The sequence below is a fragment of the Lacticaseibacillus sp. 53-4 genome (assembly GCF_016861805.1).
Classification (GTDB): domain Bacteria; phylum Bacillota; class Bacilli; order Lactobacillales; family Lactobacillaceae; genus Lacticaseibacillus.
In genome coordinates, this window is record NZ_BOLT01000015.1 from 39975 (window position 1) to 56657 (window position 16683).

16 protein-coding genes are annotated in these 16683 nt (G+C 59.5%); 11 read left to right on the forward strand and 5 right to left on the reverse strand.

Translation table 11 applies throughout. From position 1 onward, the window contains the following. Positions 1–1554 (forward strand): UDP-N-acetylmuramoyl-L-alanyl-D-glutamate--2,6-diaminopimelate ligase, encoded by a 1554-nt coding sequence (locus tag JUF21_RS07350; RefSeq protein WP_203624138.1) that lies wholly within the window; start codon positions 1–3, stop codon positions 1552–1554. 80 nt (positions 1555–1634) lie between these two features. Here JUF21_RS07350 and JUF21_RS07355 read toward each other — a convergent pair whose 3' ends face one another. Both JUF21_RS07355 and JUF21_RS07360 read right to left on the reverse strand, forming a co-directional pair. Next, positions 1635–2777 (reverse strand): PLP-dependent aspartate aminotransferase family protein, encoded by a 1143-nt coding sequence (locus tag JUF21_RS07355; protein ID WP_203663726.1) that lies wholly within the window; start codon positions 2775–2777, stop codon positions 1635–1637. Position 2778: 1 nt separating this feature from the next. Beyond that, the gene (locus tag JUF21_RS07360; protein ID WP_203624140.1) at positions 2779–3894 is read right to left on the reverse strand and encodes a PLP-dependent aspartate aminotransferase family protein; all 1116 of its coding nucleotides are present in this window, start codon (positions 3892–3894) and stop codon (positions 2779–2781) included. Positions 3895–4321: 427 nt separating this feature from the next. On the opposite strand from JUF21_RS07360, the gene JUF21_RS07365 reads away from it, so the two are divergent. The 6 genes from JUF21_RS07365 to JUF21_RS07390 all read left to right on the forward strand — a co-directional run bounded on the left by JUF21_RS07365 (position 4322) and on the right by JUF21_RS07390 (position 9724). Next, the gene (locus tag JUF21_RS07365; protein WP_203624141.1) at positions 4322–5041 is read left to right on the forward strand and encodes an aldo/keto reductase; all 720 of its coding nucleotides are present in this window, start codon (positions 4322–4324) and stop codon (positions 5039–5041) included. A 1-nt stretch (position 5042) separates the two neighbouring features. Beyond that, positions 5043–6545 (forward strand): gluconokinase, encoded by a 1503-nt coding sequence (locus JUF21_RS07370; protein WP_203624142.1) that lies wholly within the window; start codon positions 5043–5045, stop codon positions 6543–6545. 24 nt (positions 6546–6569) lie between these two features. After that, entirely contained in the window at positions 6570–6908 is a 339-nt protein-coding gene (locus JUF21_RS07375) for a hypothetical protein (RefSeq protein ID WP_203624143.1), read from the forward strand. Positions 6909–7035: 127 nt separating this feature from the next. After that, positions 7036–7737, forward strand: coding sequence for a metal ABC transporter ATP-binding protein (locus JUF21_RS07380; protein WP_203663733.1), 702 nt, complete (start codon positions 7036–7038; stop codon positions 7735–7737). Further along, the gene (locus tag JUF21_RS07385; RefSeq protein ID WP_203624145.1) at positions 7737–8531 is read left to right on the forward strand and encodes a metal ABC transporter permease; all 795 of its coding nucleotides are present in this window, start codon (positions 7737–7739) and stop codon (positions 8529–8531) included. The genes JUF21_RS07380 and JUF21_RS07385 overlap by 1 nt, the downstream gene beginning before the upstream one ends. Before the next feature lie 134 nt (positions 8532–8665). Further along, positions 8666–9724: an LCP family protein gene (locus tag JUF21_RS07390; protein WP_203624146.1), complete on the forward strand. Its 1059-nt coding sequence runs from the start codon at positions 8666–8668 to the stop codon at positions 9722–9724. A gap of 92 nt (positions 9725–9816) precedes the next feature. Here JUF21_RS07390 and JUF21_RS07395 read toward each other — a convergent pair whose 3' ends face one another. After that, complete coding sequence (locus JUF21_RS07395; protein WP_239061370.1) at positions 9817–10509, reverse strand: hydrolase; 693 nt, start codon at positions 10507–10509, stop codon at positions 9817–9819. A 311-nt stretch (positions 10510–10820) separates the two neighbouring features. Here JUF21_RS07395 and JUF21_RS07400 point away from each other — a divergent pair, with 311 nt between their 5' ends. The 3 genes from JUF21_RS07400 (at position 10821) to JUF21_RS07410 (ending at position 13201) form a co-directional block, all read left to right on the forward strand. Continuing rightward, positions 10821–11582 carry a DeoR/GlpR family DNA-binding transcription regulator gene (locus JUF21_RS07400; protein ID WP_203624147.1) on the forward strand — a complete coding sequence of 254 codons (762 nt, stop codon included), beginning with the start codon at positions 10821–10823 and terminating at the stop codon, positions 11580–11582. A 76-nt stretch (positions 11583–11658) separates the two neighbouring features. Beyond that, on the forward strand, positions 11659–12441 hold the full coding sequence (locus JUF21_RS07405) for a glycosyltransferase family 2 protein (protein ID WP_203624148.1): 783 nt from the start codon (positions 11659–11661) through the stop codon (positions 12439–12441). A 10-nt stretch (positions 12442–12451) separates the two neighbouring features. Then, the gene (locus JUF21_RS07410; RefSeq protein ID WP_203624149.1) at positions 12452–13201 is read left to right on the forward strand and encodes a DUF975 family protein; all 750 of its coding nucleotides are present in this window, start codon (positions 12452–12454) and stop codon (positions 13199–13201) included. Between the two features lie 75 nt (positions 13202–13276). Here JUF21_RS07410 and lepB read toward each other — a convergent pair whose 3' ends face one another. Next, positions 13277–13876, reverse strand: coding sequence for a signal peptidase I (gene lepB / locus JUF21_RS07415; RefSeq protein ID WP_255533291.1), 600 nt, complete (start codon positions 13874–13876; stop codon positions 13277–13279). Between the two features lie 193 nt (positions 13877–14069). On the opposite strand from lepB, the gene JUF21_RS07420 reads away from it, so the two are divergent. Then, on the forward strand, positions 14070–15614 hold the full coding sequence (locus JUF21_RS07420; RefSeq protein ID WP_203624151.1) for an ABC-F family ATP-binding cassette domain-containing protein: 1545 nt from the start codon (positions 14070–14072) through the stop codon (positions 15612–15614). A gap of 29 nt (positions 15615–15643) precedes the next feature. Here JUF21_RS07420 and JUF21_RS07425 read toward each other — a convergent pair whose 3' ends face one another. Continuing rightward, positions 15644–16387 carry a class I SAM-dependent methyltransferase gene (locus tag JUF21_RS07425; RefSeq protein ID WP_203663735.1) on the reverse strand — a complete coding sequence of 248 codons (744 nt, stop codon included), beginning with the start codon at positions 16385–16387 and terminating at the stop codon, positions 15644–15646. Positions 16388–16683 lie beyond the last annotated feature (296 nt).

Genomic DNA, 16683 nt, shown 5'->3' on the forward strand with positions numbered 1-16683 from the left:
ATGGCACTTTCATTGCACGCATGCATCTTGCTCTTAAAGGAGCACCACCTGCTGAAAAGCAGCGCGGTTCAAAGCGACCTGGACACGGACATGTCCGGCATCGCGTACGATTCTCGCAAGGTCTCCGGCCCGACGCTGTTCTTCTGCAAGGGCACGCATTTCCGGCCGGTTTACCTGTCGATGGCCAAGGACAACGGCGCGACGACCTATGTCGCGGAAAAACCTTACGTTGAAGGCAACGGGATGAACGCGCTGATCGTGGTCAACATCACCAAGGCGATGGCGATCCTGGCCGCGGCGTTTTACGATTTTCCGCAGGACGACCTGTTTGTGGTCGCCTTCACCGGCACCAAGGGCAAGACCACCTCGGCGTACTTTGCCCGCGGTATTTTGGAGCAGGCACACCCCAAGCACGTGGCCCTGTTTTCGACTATTGACACCATCGTGGGCCCCAATCCCGATCAACGCTTCAAGTCCGATCTGACCACCCCGGAATCCGTCGACCTGTTCCGCAACATGCGCGCGGCCGTCGACAACGGCATGACTCACCTGGTGATGGAGGTGTCCAGCCAGGCCTACCTGCGCAACCGCGTGTTTGGGCTGAGCTACGACGTGGGCTTTTTCCTCAACATCACGCCGGATCACATCGGCCCCAACGAACACCCGAACTTTGCCAACTACCTGCACAACAAGCTGCAGCTGCTGGTGAACTCGCGCCAGGTCGTGATCAATGCCGAAACCGAGCATTTTGATGAGGTGTACGCGGCGGCCACCACGACCACGTATCCTGATTCGATTTACCTGTTTGCCAGTGCCGACTTCAAGCCCAAGCGCGATGACATTCGCATCGATTTTCGCTTCGACAGCAAGGCGCTGAGCACGACGCGGAGCCAGTTTCAGCTGGTGCCGGTGACCGACAAGGCCGCGGCGCTCAATGTGTCGGGCAAGTACACGCTGAAGCTGATTGGTGACTTCAATGAAAGCAACGCCACGGCCGCCATCATCGGCGCCGGCCTGGCCGGGGTTGATGGCGCCAAGGCGATCCCTGGCATCGAAAATGTCACGATCCCCGGCCGCATGGAGCACATCGAAGTGCCCGGGCACGGCGTGGTGTACGTGGATTACGCGCACAACTACGGCGGCATGAAGGCGCTGCTGCACTTTCTGAAGGCCGAGTACCATGATCCGCGCATGCACGTGGTCCTCGGCGCCCCGGGCGACAAGGGCGTTTCGCGCCGGCCAGGGTTTGCCAAGGTGCTCAGCGAGTATGCGACCACCGCGTACCTGACCACCGACGATCCGGGCTTTGAAGATCCGGCCAAGATTTGTGCCGAAATCGATGCCGGTATCGACCACGAGAAGGTCACCGTGCACACCGTGCTGGATCGCCACGAAGCAATTGAAGCGGCCATCAAAGAAAGCGGCCCAGACGATGTCGTGATCGTTGCGGCCAAGGGCGCGGACCCGTACCAGAAAGTCCGCGGCGTCAACACCCCGTGGCCAACTGACATGGTCGTGGTCAAGGACGTGGCCGCAAAGCTGGCGGCGAAGTAACTTAAGCTTCTCGGCAAAATCAAAACGCGACCCTTTTCGCTACAGGCGAAAGGGTCGCGTTTTTGCGTGGCGGAAAAAGCTTACTTGCACTTGGCGAGGGCCTGCGCCAAGTCGGCGATCAGGTCGCTTGGATCTTCCAGCCCCACCGAGTAACGCAACAGGCCCGGTGTGATGCCGGTTTTGGCCCGCTCTTCGGGACTCATTTCGGCGTGACTCATCTTCGGCGGGTAAGACAAAATACTTTCCGCGCCGCCAAGCGACACGGAGAACTCAGGCAGCTGGCAGGTTTCCGCGACGATACGGGCGTTGGCCTCGCTGCCGACGTCAAAGCTCAGCACCGCGCCGCCGCTAAGGGCCTGCTTTTGCTGGATGGGGTAACCCGGATCGGTAGGCAGGCCGGGGTAGCACACCCGCGTTACTGCCGGCTGCTTGGCCAGCCAGGTGGCTAGCGCCTTGGCGCTGGCACTTGAGCGCTGCATGCGCACGTCCAGGGTCTTGATCCCGCGCAGCAAAAGCCAGTTATCGGTGACACCCAGCGTGGCGCCAAACGCGTTTTGCATGAAGTAAATGCGATCGGCCAGGGCCTGGTCGTTGGTGACGGCGGCGCCAGCGATGATGTCGGAGTGGCCAGCCAAGAATTTGGTCGCCGAGTGGACCACAATGTCAGCGCCCAGGGCCAGCGGCTTTTGCAGCAAAGGGGACATGAAGGTGTTGTCGGCGATGGTAAGCAGACCATGCGCCTTGGCCAGCTGAGCGACGGCGGCGATATCGGTGACCTTCAGCACCGGGTTGGACGGGGTCTCGATGTAAATGGCCTTGGTGTTGGGCTGAATCGCGGCTTCAATGGCGGAAAGGTCGGTGGGGTCGACGAACGTGTGGGTGATGCCGAAGCGGCTCAGCACGTCCTCCAGGAGCCGAAACGTCCCGCCGTACACAAACTTGGAGACCAGCAGGTGGTCGCCTTGGGAAAAAATCTGCAGCACACTGCCGATCGCGGCCATGCCGGAGGCGAACAGAAAGCCGTGCGCGCCGCCTTCCAGCGCGGCGACGGCGGCCTCGCCGGCCTTGCGGGTGGGGTTGCCGGAGCGCGAGTAGTCGAATTCGCCAAACTGGTCAAAATCCGGCTGATTGAAGGTCGAGCTGAGCTGGATCGGAACGTTAACGGCGCCGCTTGCCGGATCGGCGACGGTGGTGACTTTAATGATCTTGGTGGCGTCTTTCATGCTAAGCCTCCTTGGCGCTGGCCAGCGCCTGGCGCAGGTCCGCGCTTAAATCGTCGACGTCTTCCAGCCCCACCGACACGCGGATCAGGTTCGGCGTGATGCCCAGGGCGCGGCGCTGGGCCACCGGCATGTCGTGGTGGGTCTGCACATCGGGGATGGTGACCAGCGTTTCCACGGCGCCGAGGCTTTCGGCAAACGAACAGACCTTCAGGTGCTGCAAAAACGCGTTGACGTCGTAGCCTTTTGCCAGGTAAAAGCTGATCATGCCGCCGACGCCGGCGTACAGCACGCGCGAAACTGCGGCGTCATTTTTCAGCACCTTCGCCAGTGCCTGAGCATTGGCGGTGTGGGCCTTCATCCGCACGTTCAGGGTTTTCAGCGAGCGGATGAGCAGCCACGCGTCGAACGGGTCAAGGGTCTGGCCGGTGGTGGTGAGCTGGTCGCGCAAGGCGGTTTCCTGTGCGGCCGTCGAGGTGATCACGGCGCCGGCCAGCAAATCGTTGTGCCCGGAGAGATACTTGGTGGCCGAGTGCACCACTAGATCCGCGCCTTCAGTCAGCGGCTGCTGGTACACTGGCGTGAGGAAGGTATTGTCCACGACGACGAGGATGTCGGGGCGCTTCTCGTGCACGGCAGAGGCAACGGCCTTGATGTCAATAATTTTCATGGTGGGATTCGACGGCGTTTCCAGCCAGATCAGGCGGGTGTTCGGCTTGATTTTGGCAAGCAGGTCGGGCACGGTCTGGCCGTTCCAGGTGTCGTAGTCGATTTGGTACTTGGCCTTGCGCACGTCAAAATAGCGAAACGAGCCGCCGTACAGGTCGTCGGAGGCCAGGAAGTGGTCGCCGGTTTGCGTGAAGGTCGAAAAGACCAGGTCAATGGCGGCCATGCCGGAGGAGACGGCCAGCGCCGAATGGCCGCGCTCAATCGCTGCCAGCTGCTGCTCAACCAGGGCCCGCGTCGGTGTGGCCAAGCGCGCGTAGTCGTAGCCGGTCGACTGGCCGAGGCCGGGGTGCCGGTACGCGGTGGAGAAGTAAAGCGGCGGGACAATCGCACCGGTGTGCTGGTCGTCAGTGCCGTTGGTGCCTTGAATTAATTGCGTCGCTAATTTTGTCATAGAATGCCTCCAAAGTGTGGGCAGTCCACGCAAAAAGGCGCCTCGCAGAAAGTTCTGCGGGACGCCTTGGCGTGGTACCACCCGAATTTCGCCTTTTGTCACCAAAAGGCGCTTACGCCGTACCGCAAAGCGAGACGGCTGCGCGCTAACGGGCGGACCCGGTCGCAGCTTGCCTAAGCTCACCGCGGCAACGTGTTCGAGACCATGCTTCACTTGCCCTGCGCGACCGGCTTCCACCAGCGCCGGCTCTCTGGACGCGCGCATCAAGTTACTCATCTCGACTGATTGACCAAAGATTACCCCGATAATGAGAAAAGGTCAATGGTTTTCTCATCATTGCGCCATGTTTATTGGCTGCCGTTTTTTGCCTGAAAAACGTGCGGCGTGTGGTACGCTGAAAGCAGACGAGAATAAGGAGAGACGAACCGTGAGTCATTTGACAAAATTAAGCGATACAGTGGCGCTGACTGACGCCGTCGCCATGCCCGAGGTGGGGGTGGTGGTCGACCAAGCGCCTGAGAATCTGGCCGAAGCGGCCCTAAAAGCCGGTTTTCGGCACCTGATTTGCAACCAGGCGAACTTGCCGGCGGTCCAGGCTGCAATCGCACAATCCGGCTTGCCGGCTGACGCGAGTTTTGTGACCGTGCGCCTGGCAGCGGGTGAGCAGCTGGCCCTGGCGGCACCGGTTGCCCTGATCGTGGCCGGCGGCGATGACGCGAGCCGGCAGGCGGCGACACAGGCAGTCGCGACGGGCCAAGCCCAAGCACAGGCGCTCAGCGGCGAGTTAGCCTCGGACGCCGCACTGGTGGTCCTGCCGCTTGGCGTGACCCAGCAGCAGCGTGAAGCAGTTAAAGCGGCCAAGGCGGCGGGACTAAAGGTGGCCAGTGACTTGCCATTTGGGAAAGGCGACTTGTCACTGCTGCGGCCGCTGCGCCGCATGGCCGAGCGCTATGGTAAAACGCCGCAGCAGGTCGTGATTCGCTGGCTGCTGCAGTCAGGCGTTTGGCCGTGGCTGCCCGCCACCACCACTGAGGCACTCACTGAGTGGGGCGCTGTGTTTGACTTTGAGCTCAGTTTTCACGACACGCAGGTGCTCGCCGCCCTTGATGGCCGGCCGATGGCGCCGCGTAAGCACAGGAGGCACTGACATGGAAGTGGTCATCGGCGTTGATATCGGCACCACCGCCACCAAGGTGGTTGCCTTTGATGCGGCTGGCCGCAGCGTGGCGCAGGCGAGCCGGACGTATCCGCTGCTGCAACCGGAACCAGGCGCGGCGGAGCTGAAGCCACAGGCCATTTTGGCGGCGGTGCAAGGCGGCCTCAAGGATGTGGCCGCGGGCTTGCCGGCCGGCAGTGTGGCCGGGCTCAGTTTTTCCGCGGCGATGCACAGCCTGCTGGCGCTCGACGCCCAGTTTCAGCCGCTGAGTCAGGTGATCACCTGGGCGGACCTCCGCGCGGCGCAGGCGGCCGCTCAGCTCAAGGCGCGGCCAGACGCGGATGCCCTGGTTGCCCGCACCGGGGTCCCGCTGCACCCGATGACGCCGCTGGCCAAGCTGATGCAGCTGCGCCAAAACCAGCCAGGGTTGATGGCGCAGGCGCGTTATTTTGGCGGCATCAAAAGCTGGGTGCTGCACCAGCTGTACGGGCAGTGGGTGGCCGATTACTCGCTGGCCAACGCCACCGGCCTGTTCAACATGAAAAAGCTGACCTGGGACGAGCAGGCCCTGAGCTTGGCCGGCATCACGGCTGCTCAGCTGCCAAGGCTGTGCGACACGGACACGCTGCTGCCTGAACTGACCGCTGCCAGTGCCCAGGCGCTTGGGCTGCCGCAGGCGACGCCGGGTATTATCGGCGCCTCTGATGGCACCCTGGCCAACATCGGGGTGAACGCACTGGCCCCAGGCGCCACGGCGGTGACCATCGGGACCTCTGGGGCGGTGCGCACGGTGATCGATTCACCGACTGTCGCGCCTTCCGGCAAACTGTTCACGTACTACCTGGCGCCTGGTCGCTGGGTCGTTGGCGGCCCGGTCAACAACGGCGGCATTGTGCTGCAATGGGCGGCGCACACGCTGCTGGGGCCAGACGCGACGGTTGAAGCGGCCATTACCTTGGCGCTCACGGCGCCGGCCGGGGCCCATGGGCTGATTTTTCTGCCGTATCTGGGCGGCGAGCGCGCGCCGCTGTGGGACGCCAACGCCCGCGGCAGTTTTGTCGGGCTGACGCGTCAGCACACCGAGGCCGACATGCTGCGGGCGGTGATGGAAGGAATCCTGTTCAACCTCAAGGCGGCCTTTGCCCTGATGGCACCGCTGGTCGGGACCGCGCCAGTGCTGCATGCCGCCGGCGGGTTTGCCAAAAGCCTGGCCTGGCGGCAGATGCTGGCCGATGTGTTCGATTGCCCGGTCGTCGTGCCCCAAAGCGTGCAAAGCTCGGCGCTGGGCGCGGCAGTGCTCGGCATGACCAGGCTGACCTGGCTGAGCGACCTCGATGAAGTTGCCGGCATGGTGCAGGCGGCGGGCCGCTATCAGCCCGGCGCCGCGGCGGCGACGTATCGCCGGCTCTGGCCGGTGTGGCAAGCGGTCGCAGCGGCCCTTGCTGGGACGTACAACGACCTGGCCGGTTTTGCGGCCGGCGCCGATATGGTATGATACCCAAAGTATTGGAGGTGCAACATGTACGAATCAAATAAACGCAGGCATGTCAGCCCGGCCGTTGCCGAGGTGTTCCCGCAGGAAGTCACCGATCAGCTCTTTGATGTGATCGCGCTGATGCACAAGGCCGACCAGCTGGTGACGGCGCCGGTCGCGTTCGCATTTTCCGATGACGCAACCGACTCGGAAATCTACGCGATGCTGATCCAGGGCAACCTGGCGCCGGCCCAAGAGTTCCCGCTGGATTACAGCGGCAACAAGGATTTTCTGGGCCACGGCTACATCCTGATCGCTAAGGACAATCCCAAGGCCATCTACATTGACTTCAGCAAGGCCAACAACTTAGACGAGGTCCAGTAAGCGGGGCGACCCGCTTTTTTCGTCGACTTTTCTGAAAATGGCCCCTTTTTCTGGCCAGCGGCGCCGCATTGGGGTAAAATAGAACCCGTTAATCGTAATCATTACTGTTACTCACCGGAGGAATTCCATGCCTGAACCCATTTTGACCGTCGAGCACCTCAAGTTCGGTTTTCGCGGCCGCCAGCTTTATCATGATCTCAGCTTCTCCCTTGCCGCCGGGTCGGTGACCAGCCTGATCGGCGCTAACGGGGTGGGCAAAACGATGCTGACCAAGCTGATCATGGGTCAGCTGACGCCCACCGCCGGGCGGATCATTAAGGCGCCGCAGCTGCGGCTGGGCTATGTGCCGCAGTTTCGCAACATCGACCCCGAGTACCCGCTGTCGCTGCGCAGTTTTGTTGCGCTGAATCAGATGGGCGGGCGCCTGCCGTGGCACAGCAAGCAGGAAAAAGCGGCAGTGACCGCGGTGCTGAAAGAAACCGGGCTGCTCGAGCGCCAGCACCAATCCCTGGGGATGGCCTCCGGCGGCGAAAAGCAGAAGGCCTACCTGGCGCAGGCGCTGCTCACGCGGCCGAATTTCCTGATCTTGGATGAGGCGACCGCCAGCCTGGACGTCAACACCAAAACCGAGCTGATGACGCTGGTCAATCAGCTGAATCAAAAGCACGGTTTGACGGTGCTGTTTGTCACGCACGACCTGGACCTGGCCAAAAGTTTCACCCAGCAGTACCTGCTGCTGACCCAGACGGGCTACGAAATGCGGCCGACTGCCGAGATGAATGAGGCCGCAATGCCCAAGGAACTGCGACCGACCCAGGAGGTACGCTGATGTTCGAATACGAATTTATGCAAAACGCCTTTCTGGCCAGCACCTTTATCGCTTTGACCACCGGCATCGTTGGCGTGTTCGTCACGGCACGCGGCATGTCGTTTCTGGCGCACACGCTGTCTGAAATTGGCTTTGCCGGCGCGGCGTTTGCGGTTCTGGTCGGGATCCCGCCGCTGGACGGGATGCTTTTGACCACGATCCTGTCTTCGCTTTCGGTTGGCCGCCTGGCGGTGCGGCCCGGCCGGCGCGAGGCGTCGATCAGCGCGATTTCCAGCCTGTTCATCGGCCTGGGCATCCTGTTTTTGGCCCTGTCGAGCAAAAGCTCCAGCTACGCAACCACCATCTTGTTCGGCTCGATCATCGGCATTTCCCGTGCCGACGTTTGGCAGCTGGTCGCTTTGGCGGTGGGGGTGCTGCTGACGATGACCATTGGCTACCGCGGGCTGGCTTTTGACTCGTTTGATCCGGTCGGCGCGCAGGCTCAGGGGCTGCGGCGCAACCTGCTCAGCATCTATTTTCTTTTGATCTTGGCAATTTCAGTGTCGATCGGCGCCCAAATTGTCGGCTCCATGCTGGTGTTCATCCTGCTGACGCTGCCGTCTGCGGTGGCGCAGTACCTCGGCAACACGCTGCCGCAAATGATTGCCATTTCGGTGGGCACGGCGCTGGTCGGGGTGTGGCTCGGGCTGTTTCTCGGGTATGTCACCAATTGGCCGGTCACCTTCTTCATTGCGGTCATTGAGTGCGCGTTTTACCTGGTGGCCCTGACGATTCGCAATCGCCGCGAGCGGTGAGAATGAAAACGGTTTGCTCAGTTGCTTAATTTTTTGTTTAATCACGCCTGCGAGGGCGTTTTTTTAACCGGATTTTTCCTTTTCTGCCAAAAATCGAGTAAACTGATAGCAAGTATTGCTAATTGGAGGCAGCCATGGACAGACGAGATGCTCGCAGCCATCAGCGCCGTCACCCGCTCGGCAAGATTGTCGTCTTGCTGATCCTGACGGTCGCGTTTCTGGCTGGCGGTTACGCCTTGCGCCTGTATGCGCAAACGAAGACCGCGCTGGATACCACGTACGATAACCAAACCGTCAAAAAGGCACAGGTCGATCTCAGCAAGCAAAAGCCGTTTTCTGTGCTGCTGCTCGGCACTGACACCGGCGGCCTTGGGCGCTCTGACAAGGGCCGCACCGACACCATGATCTTGGTCACCGTCAATCCGCAGCAGAAGCGCACGACGATGATCTCGGTGCCGCGCGACACGATGACCCACGTGGCGTCCAGCGATTACACCGGCGTCACCAAAATCAACTCCGCCTATACGTACGGCGGGACGGCGATGGCCGTGTCAGCGGTCAAGGACCTGATCAACGTGCCGATCAACTACTACGCACTGGTTAACCTTGACGGGCTGGAGAAGATCGTCGATGCGGTTGGCGGGGTGGACGTGAACGTCGCATTTTCCTGGACTGATCCGCACGTCGGCAGCTATCAGTTCACCAAGGGGCCGATGCACCTGGACGGCAAAGAGGCGCTGGCTTACGCCCGGATGCGCCACGAGGACCCCGAAGGCGACTACGGCCGGCAGAAGCGCCAGCAGGAAGTGATCGTGCAGGTAGTCAAAAAGGTCCTGTCGACCAAGACACTGTCCAGTTACTCGAGTCTGATGAAGACCCTCTCTTCCGACTTGCGGACCAACCTGAGCTTTGACGAGCTGGTCACCCTGGCGACCAATTACCGCGGCGCGTTCACCAACGTGAAAAAGGAGTCGTTGCAAGGCGATGGCGTCTACATTGGCGATGCGGCGTACCAGGTGCCAAGCACCAAGGAGCTGCAGCGGGTGTCTGACCTGGGCCGCGCGGAGCTGGGCTTGGCCAAGACGACGCTCGACAACTACAACACCAAGCAAAACGAGGCAAACACCAACGCCGGCTTTGACTGGAACAATGGCAACAACCCGTACTACCACGTTTATCAATACATTAAGTAACCTTGTTTGGGCGCCGGGCAATCGGCGCCTTTTTTGGCGGCCAGCGTGTATGCAAAAAGCCCACCGCGGCAAGCGGTGGGCTTAGGTGTGACTTAGATGATAGTAACGATGGCGGACAGGACCCCAGCTGAAGGAATCTGGCTGTTTGGCATCGCGACGTCGATTTGGTGAGGGTTGCCAGCGGCAAAACCACCGGTATCGTTAACGACGCGGATCAGGGTCTGGCCGTTTGACAGCTGGATCTTGACGCGTGAGCCGCGCGGCAGCACGGACAGGTTTGCGGCAATGCCGCCGTAGCCCATGCTTGAGCCCAAGACCGCCGGATCGTAGAAGGTCACTTTGAACGTGCCCTTGCTTGCGCCGGTCGCGGTACTAGCGGCGCTGGTGGTGGTAGTGCGCGTTGCGGCCTGAGCAGCTTTGGCAGCCGCATCGGCTTTTGCCTTAGCGGCAGCGTCGGCCTTGGCTTTGGCGTCCGCTGCGGCCTTAGCCTTGGCGGCGTCTTCCGCGCGCTGTTTCATCATGGCGTCAAACTCGGCGTTGTCGCCTGGCTTGATCGGGCTGATCGCGCTCGGTGCGGCAATCAGCTTGTTAATATTCACGACTTTAGCGGCAGTTTGAGTGGCCGCTGGGGTGACCCCGGACGCCTGCGCCTGGCGGTTTGCGGCATCGTCAGTCGAAATCGCTTCGACCGGCTGCGTGCTGGTGTAAATCGCGAAGACGGCGGCAAGTGCGGTTAAGGCGCCAATCCCGAAAATTGATGAATGTTTGATTTTGATAAAACTCACTCCTATTTGATTGAAAATTGACGATTCCCCCGAATACACTGAGCAGTATATCGAGCACGCGTGTCAGTCAAGTGCCAGTCAGTTTACAAAAGCAACTGTTTCTGTCACACTGTCATGTGCCCGTAATAAACTAGCCGTGAAATTTTGGTGTAACCGCATTCTTGACGAATAATGGGCAGTCAATGAGAAAAATTCCCTGTTTTTGGCGGTCACTCACCACCTTGGCGAATATAGATTGCAAAATATGGGTAGCGGCCATACCGCCGGACTGTAGCGTATAATGGAAATAATCATGGAAAGGGGGCGGTCTTGTGACGATGTACCGCGAGAAACGCTTTGAAGAGATCAAGCGGCTGCTGACGGAACGCAAGGAACTCAGCATTGAAGACATCATGCAGGCCGTCGGGGTCTCGCGGGATACGGCGCGGCGAGACGTGGTCGCGCTCGCGGCCAGTGGCGCAGGCCGCCGCACCCGCGGGGGAATCGTGTCTTTGACATTCGGCCACACGGTGCCCAGCTACTCGGAGCGCCTCAAGCTCTTTTCAAAGGAAAAAACCGCGATGGCCAGGCAGGCACTGAGCCTGATCAAGCCCGGCGGCGTGTACTTCATCGATGATTCAACGACGCTGCTCAAGCTGTCGCAAAGCATTGATGTGCCGGTCACCATTTACACGCACTCGCTCGACAACGCGATCGCGCTGGCCGTCAAAAGCGACGTGACGCTGCGGGTGCTTGGCGGCAAGCTGAATCACCACGGCCGGTTCTTCTTCCAGCCTGAAAACCTGACGACGCTTGGCCGCATTGCCTTTGATGCCGCCTTTATCGGCGCGACCGCGATGAGTGCGGCCGGGGTGTACTTCCCGTACGCGGACGACGCGGACGTCAAGGCGACACTGGCCCAGGCCGCGCGGCAGGTGATCGTGGTGTCGGAGACCCAGAAGTTTCAGATTCAGGCCCCGTACCGCGGTTTCCCGCTAGCCGCTGTCGATGTGCTGATCACTGAGCGGGCCTTGACTAAACAGGAGCGCGGCTGGTTCGCCGGCCAGACCCAGTTCATGGTGGCCGGCCAGTGAGCAGCCAGGCTGGCATTTGGCCGGTTGTTTGTGCGATACTGCATGCAGCTTTTAGAAAAGAAATGGTGGTGGCGTTTTGCCCAGTCCGTTAGTGTCGGTGGTCGTGCCGATCTACAATCTCGCCCCGTACTTGATGCGCGGTGTGAACAGCTTAATCAACCAGACCTACCGCAATCTGCAGGTGCTCTTGGTCGACGATCATTCTACGGATGACTCGGCGGCGCTGATCGCGCAGGCGGCCCAGACGGATTCGCGGATCGAACCGATTTATCTGCCTGAAAACCGTGGTGTGTCCGCCGCCCGCAACGCGGGGCTGGCGCAGGCCCGCGGCCTATACGTGGCCTTTATGGACGGTGACGACTGGCTAGCACCGGGGCTGATTGACCGGTTTGCGGCGGCGCTTGAGGAAGGCCCGTACGACATTTTGGTCAGTCCCTTTTACGTGGATGACCCGGCGTCCAAGCCAGTGCCAAAGCGCCTGTTGCGCTCGAAAGTGCTGTCGCGCCGCCAGTTTCTCAGCGGCATGCTGGCCCCGGTCGGCTATTTGCGGGGCTACTTATGGAATAAGTTTTACCGGCGCAGCGTGATCGAGTCAGCGCACCTGCAGTTTGACGAGCAGGTGGCGCTGATGGAAGACGAGCTGTTCAACGCGCAGTATGCGCTTGCCGCCAGCCGGTTTTACTACCTTGGCGAGCCCGGCTATCACCACGTGGTGCGGGCCGATTCGACTACCCAGTCGCTGAGTGTGCTGGCGGCTTTGCCCAAGCAGTTGACCGCGCTGTGGCAGATTGGCGCGCTGATCCGAACCAGTTATCAAACCGGGGCCGTGCCGGAAGAGCCGGTGCGCTCGGAGCGTTAGGAGGAACACTATGCAGTCAATGACTCATCGCGAAATCAAACATCAGGCCAAGGCGCGACTCAAGCAGCCGGGGATGTACCGCTCGCTGATGCTCGCCAACCTGCTGCCGTGGCTGATCGTGCTGGCGTTCACCGCCTGGGCCTTTTTGACGGTGTGGCAGATCATGCAAAACTACGGCTTGGCCAACATTGCGGCTAATCCCGATAACTTCAGCGATTACTTATCCGGCACCAATACCTTGTCGGATCAGACGCTGCTTCAGTCGGTGGTGATGCTGTGGTTCACCCAGGGCATCGCCTTTACGGCACTGGACGTGATGCGCGGCAAGGTCTCGCACGTGTCGCCGCTGGGAGCGCTGCTTAAGACGTTCAACAGCCGGTACTTCTTCGGGCTGCTGTCGGTCATGGCGCTGACCTGGGTTGCCAAGAGCCTGGGCTTTTTCCTGCTGATAATTCCTGGCATCCTCGCCATGTACGGCCTGTCGATGAGCTACTACCGCTACTACGACGGCCGGCAGGAAGAAGGAGACGGTCGGCCCTACAGCAGCACGACTGCGGTGCTGGATTCCTGGCGCCTGATGCGCGGGCGCAAGCTCAACTACTTTGGCCTGCAGCTCAGTTTGCTGGGCTGGCAGCTGCTCAAGCTGGTGACGCTGCACGTGTTTGATTTTCTGATCAATCCGTACCTGCAGCTGGTCGACGCGGGCTTTTACGCCAATGCTCGGCTGGAATACGAAGTGCAGCGGCAGATGATGCCGTAACGCAAAAGCGCCGGGGGCTCAGCTCCCGGCGCTTTTGCGTAAAAAAACCGGCCCCCCTGCAGGGACCGGTCTGACTTAAAAGATTTTCATTTGGTTGAGCGGCCAGTAGCGCCAGACCACCACGGATTGCACCTTGTTCTTCTTGACAAAGCCGAACGAGCGGCTGTCTTTGGAGATCAGGCGGTTGTCACCCATGACGAAGTAGGAATCCTTGGGCACCGTCTCGCTTTTGGTGGAAGGCCAAGTGGCGATGTTGAAATTAATGGTGAAGTTGATGCTGTTTGGATCCAACCCCTGCTTGCTGGCGTAAGCCGCGATTTCTTTTTTGGCAAAGGCGCGGTCCAGGTAGGGTTCGTTGGTCTTCTTCCCATTAAGATACAAGACGTTATTTTTGAAGCTGATGGTGTCGCCAGGCATGCCGATGACGCGCTTGATGTACAAGGCGCCAGGGTCGTCGGGGGCATCGATCACGACGATGTCGTCGCGCTTGACCTGCTTGTGGCGCAGGGAGTACAGCCGGTCGCCGTTTTCCAGCGTGGTCTGCATCGAAGGACCCGAGACGATATCCTTGCTGACCACAAATTTGACCAGCAGTTGCACCGCCACGACCACAACGACGAGCATGACCACAAACTCGATGAGGGTTCGGCCCCACCCGCTATTTTTTTCTTTCAAAATGACACCTTCCCGCAGCAATTTCATCTAGCATACCACACGAGAAAAACAAAATGAAAGGCTGAGGGCAGGTGAACCAGCTATCAATAGTAGAAAGTTTCGCGACCGCGAGTGCACTTGTTTTGAAAAGGGCCCCTGATTGTGCTAGCATTAATCGAGTCGTTTTCAGAAAAAATTAAAAGGAGGGCTCACGGTGAGCGTCTTAACAGTAACAGGCTTAAGCCAGCGGTTCTTAGACAAACAGTTATATCAAGATGCCAGTTTTCAGGTGAATGAAGCAGATCACCTGGGGGTCGTCGGCCAAAACGGGGTTGGCAAAAGCACGCTGATCAAGATCCTCACCGGCAGTCTTGAGCCCGACGCGGGCACCATTGTGTGGAAAAAGCACCTCAACGTCGGTTACCTCGATCAGTACGTCAACTTGAAGCCCGGTCAGACCATCATGGAATTCCTGCGCACGGCGTTTGCGGCGCTTTACGCCAAGGAAGCTAAGATGAACGAGATCTACGCCGATTACGCGGCCGCCCCTGACGATGAGTTGCTTGAAAAAGCCGGCACGTTTCAGCAGGAGCTGGAAGCCAACGAGTTTTACGACCTCGACACGAAGATCGAAACGGTCGCGACCGGGCTGGGTCTGGATGCCATCGGGCTCGATCACCCGGTCGACGCACTGTCCGGTGGTCAGCGGTCCAAAATCATTTTGGCCAAGCTGCTGCTGGAAAAGCCCGACATGCTGCTGCTCGATGAACCGACGAACTACCTGGACGTCAGCCACGTCGAATGGCTGACCGGCTGGCTGCAGGAGTTCGAAGGGGCCTTCATTGTCATCTCGCATGACTTTGACTTCTTGGAACAGGTGACGAACGCCATTCTCGACATTGAGTTTGGCACGATCACCAAGTACACGGGGTCGCTGCACCAGGCCATGCGCCAAAAAGAGGCCGACCACGAGACTTACATGAAGGCTTACGAAAAGCAACAGGCAGAGATCAAGAAGCAGGAAGCCTTTATTCGTAAGTTCAAGGCTGGCACCCGGTCGACGATGGCCAAAAGCCGCGAGAAGCAGCTGGCCCGCATGACCAAGCTGACCCCTCCGGGCAACCGCGCGCAGGCGCACCTGGTTTTTCCTTATCAGGACGTACAAAGCCAGATCCTGGTCGATGTCAACGACCTGGTTGTCGGTTACGACCAGCCGTTGTTGGCCCCGATTAACTTCACGGTGGCCAAAGACGAGGTCATCGCGCTGGAAGGCTTCAACGGGATCGGCAAAACGACTTTGCTGCGGACAATTTTGGGTGAGTTGAAGGCCATCAGCGGCAACGTTGAATACGCCGATAACGTGAAGTTTGCCTACTTTGAACAGGAGCTGAACTGGGCGATTCCCAAGCAGACCCCGCTGCAGTTTCTGCTGAACAAGTATCCGGCTTTGAGCCAGCGGCCGCTTCGTCAGGTGATGGCGCGCACGGCGCTGACCCGCGAGGAAATGGATAAGCCGCTGCAGATGCTGTCCGGGGGCGAGCAGAGCAAGGTCAAGCTTGCCGACCTGATGCTGCAGCCCAGCAATGTCTTAGTGATGGACGAACCGACCAATCACTTGGATGAGGATACGAAAAACGCGCTGGCGGCAGCCTTGCAGGCATACCCCGGCGCGATCCTGATGGTTTCGCATGAAACTGGCTTTTACGATGACAGCTGGGTCGACACGACCATCAACATCGAGAACTTACGGGCAAAGTAATTTGACTGGCCGCCGCTGTGCGGCCTTTTTTAGTGGCCAGCGGGGATGATCATGACCTGGTACGTGTAGTCCCGGGTGATGGTCTGCATTTGGTTGGCGTTTGCAGTGCCGGTAACCTTTTCGGCGAGCTGGTTGGCTTCGCGCACGGAAAAGGGCTGATCGAAGTTGGTTAAAAGATCGCTGACGCTGGCCTGGTCGGGTAGCGTGTAGTGAAAGTCGTGAGTGTGGTAGGAAATGTGGTTGGTCGTCAGGTAATCGCTGACGTTCATCGCGCGGGCCGGATCGGCCTGAGGCGACGTGGGCGTCGGCGTGTTCAGTGCGTCAGCCATTTTAGTCAGCAGGGAGCTTGCCGCCTGGGTTTGCAGGTTCAACACCAAGGCACGGCGCCCGAACGCCCTCAGTTTGGGCAAGTCGGCAGGGGTCAAAGTCGGCAGCTGGCTGACAAAGGCCAGATCTGCCCGGGGCTTTGCGGGCAGTGTGTGCCAGTCTGCTGAGGTGAGGCGATAGTTGGTCTGATCATGGGCGGTGAGCCACTGGTCCGCCAGCTTGAGCATGTTCTCTGCCCAGTCAATCAGCTCCACTGACTGCGCGGCCTGGGTCAGCGGCAGGGCGTAACGGCCGGTCCCCGCAGCGACGTCGACGACAGTCAGGGTTTTAAGCGGCAAGCGTTGGGCGAGGTACTGCACCACGTCGATTTCGATGGGCAGGCGCGACTCTTGCTGCACAGTCGCGTAGGTTTGGGCGAAGTCATTCCATTCTTCCTGACTGGTCATTAAACTGCCTTCCTTCGGATATAAGTTGCCTCCATCTTATCAAATTTTCATACTTAGCCGGTTATTTCGAGAAATTTTCAATTCTCGTTGACACGAGTTGACCTGGTTGGTATGATACTAAAGTTGTCGCAAGGCAGTCATGCGTTGCGACAAGCCACTAAAAACTTTTTGTTGACAGTGGCTGCCCAAGTAGGTATACTGAATTAGTTGCCTCAAGGGCAAGGTAGTCCTTTGAAAACTGAACAAAGTTTCGTAAATGTGATAGGGCTTTTCAATGAAAGTTGAAAAGAATTAAT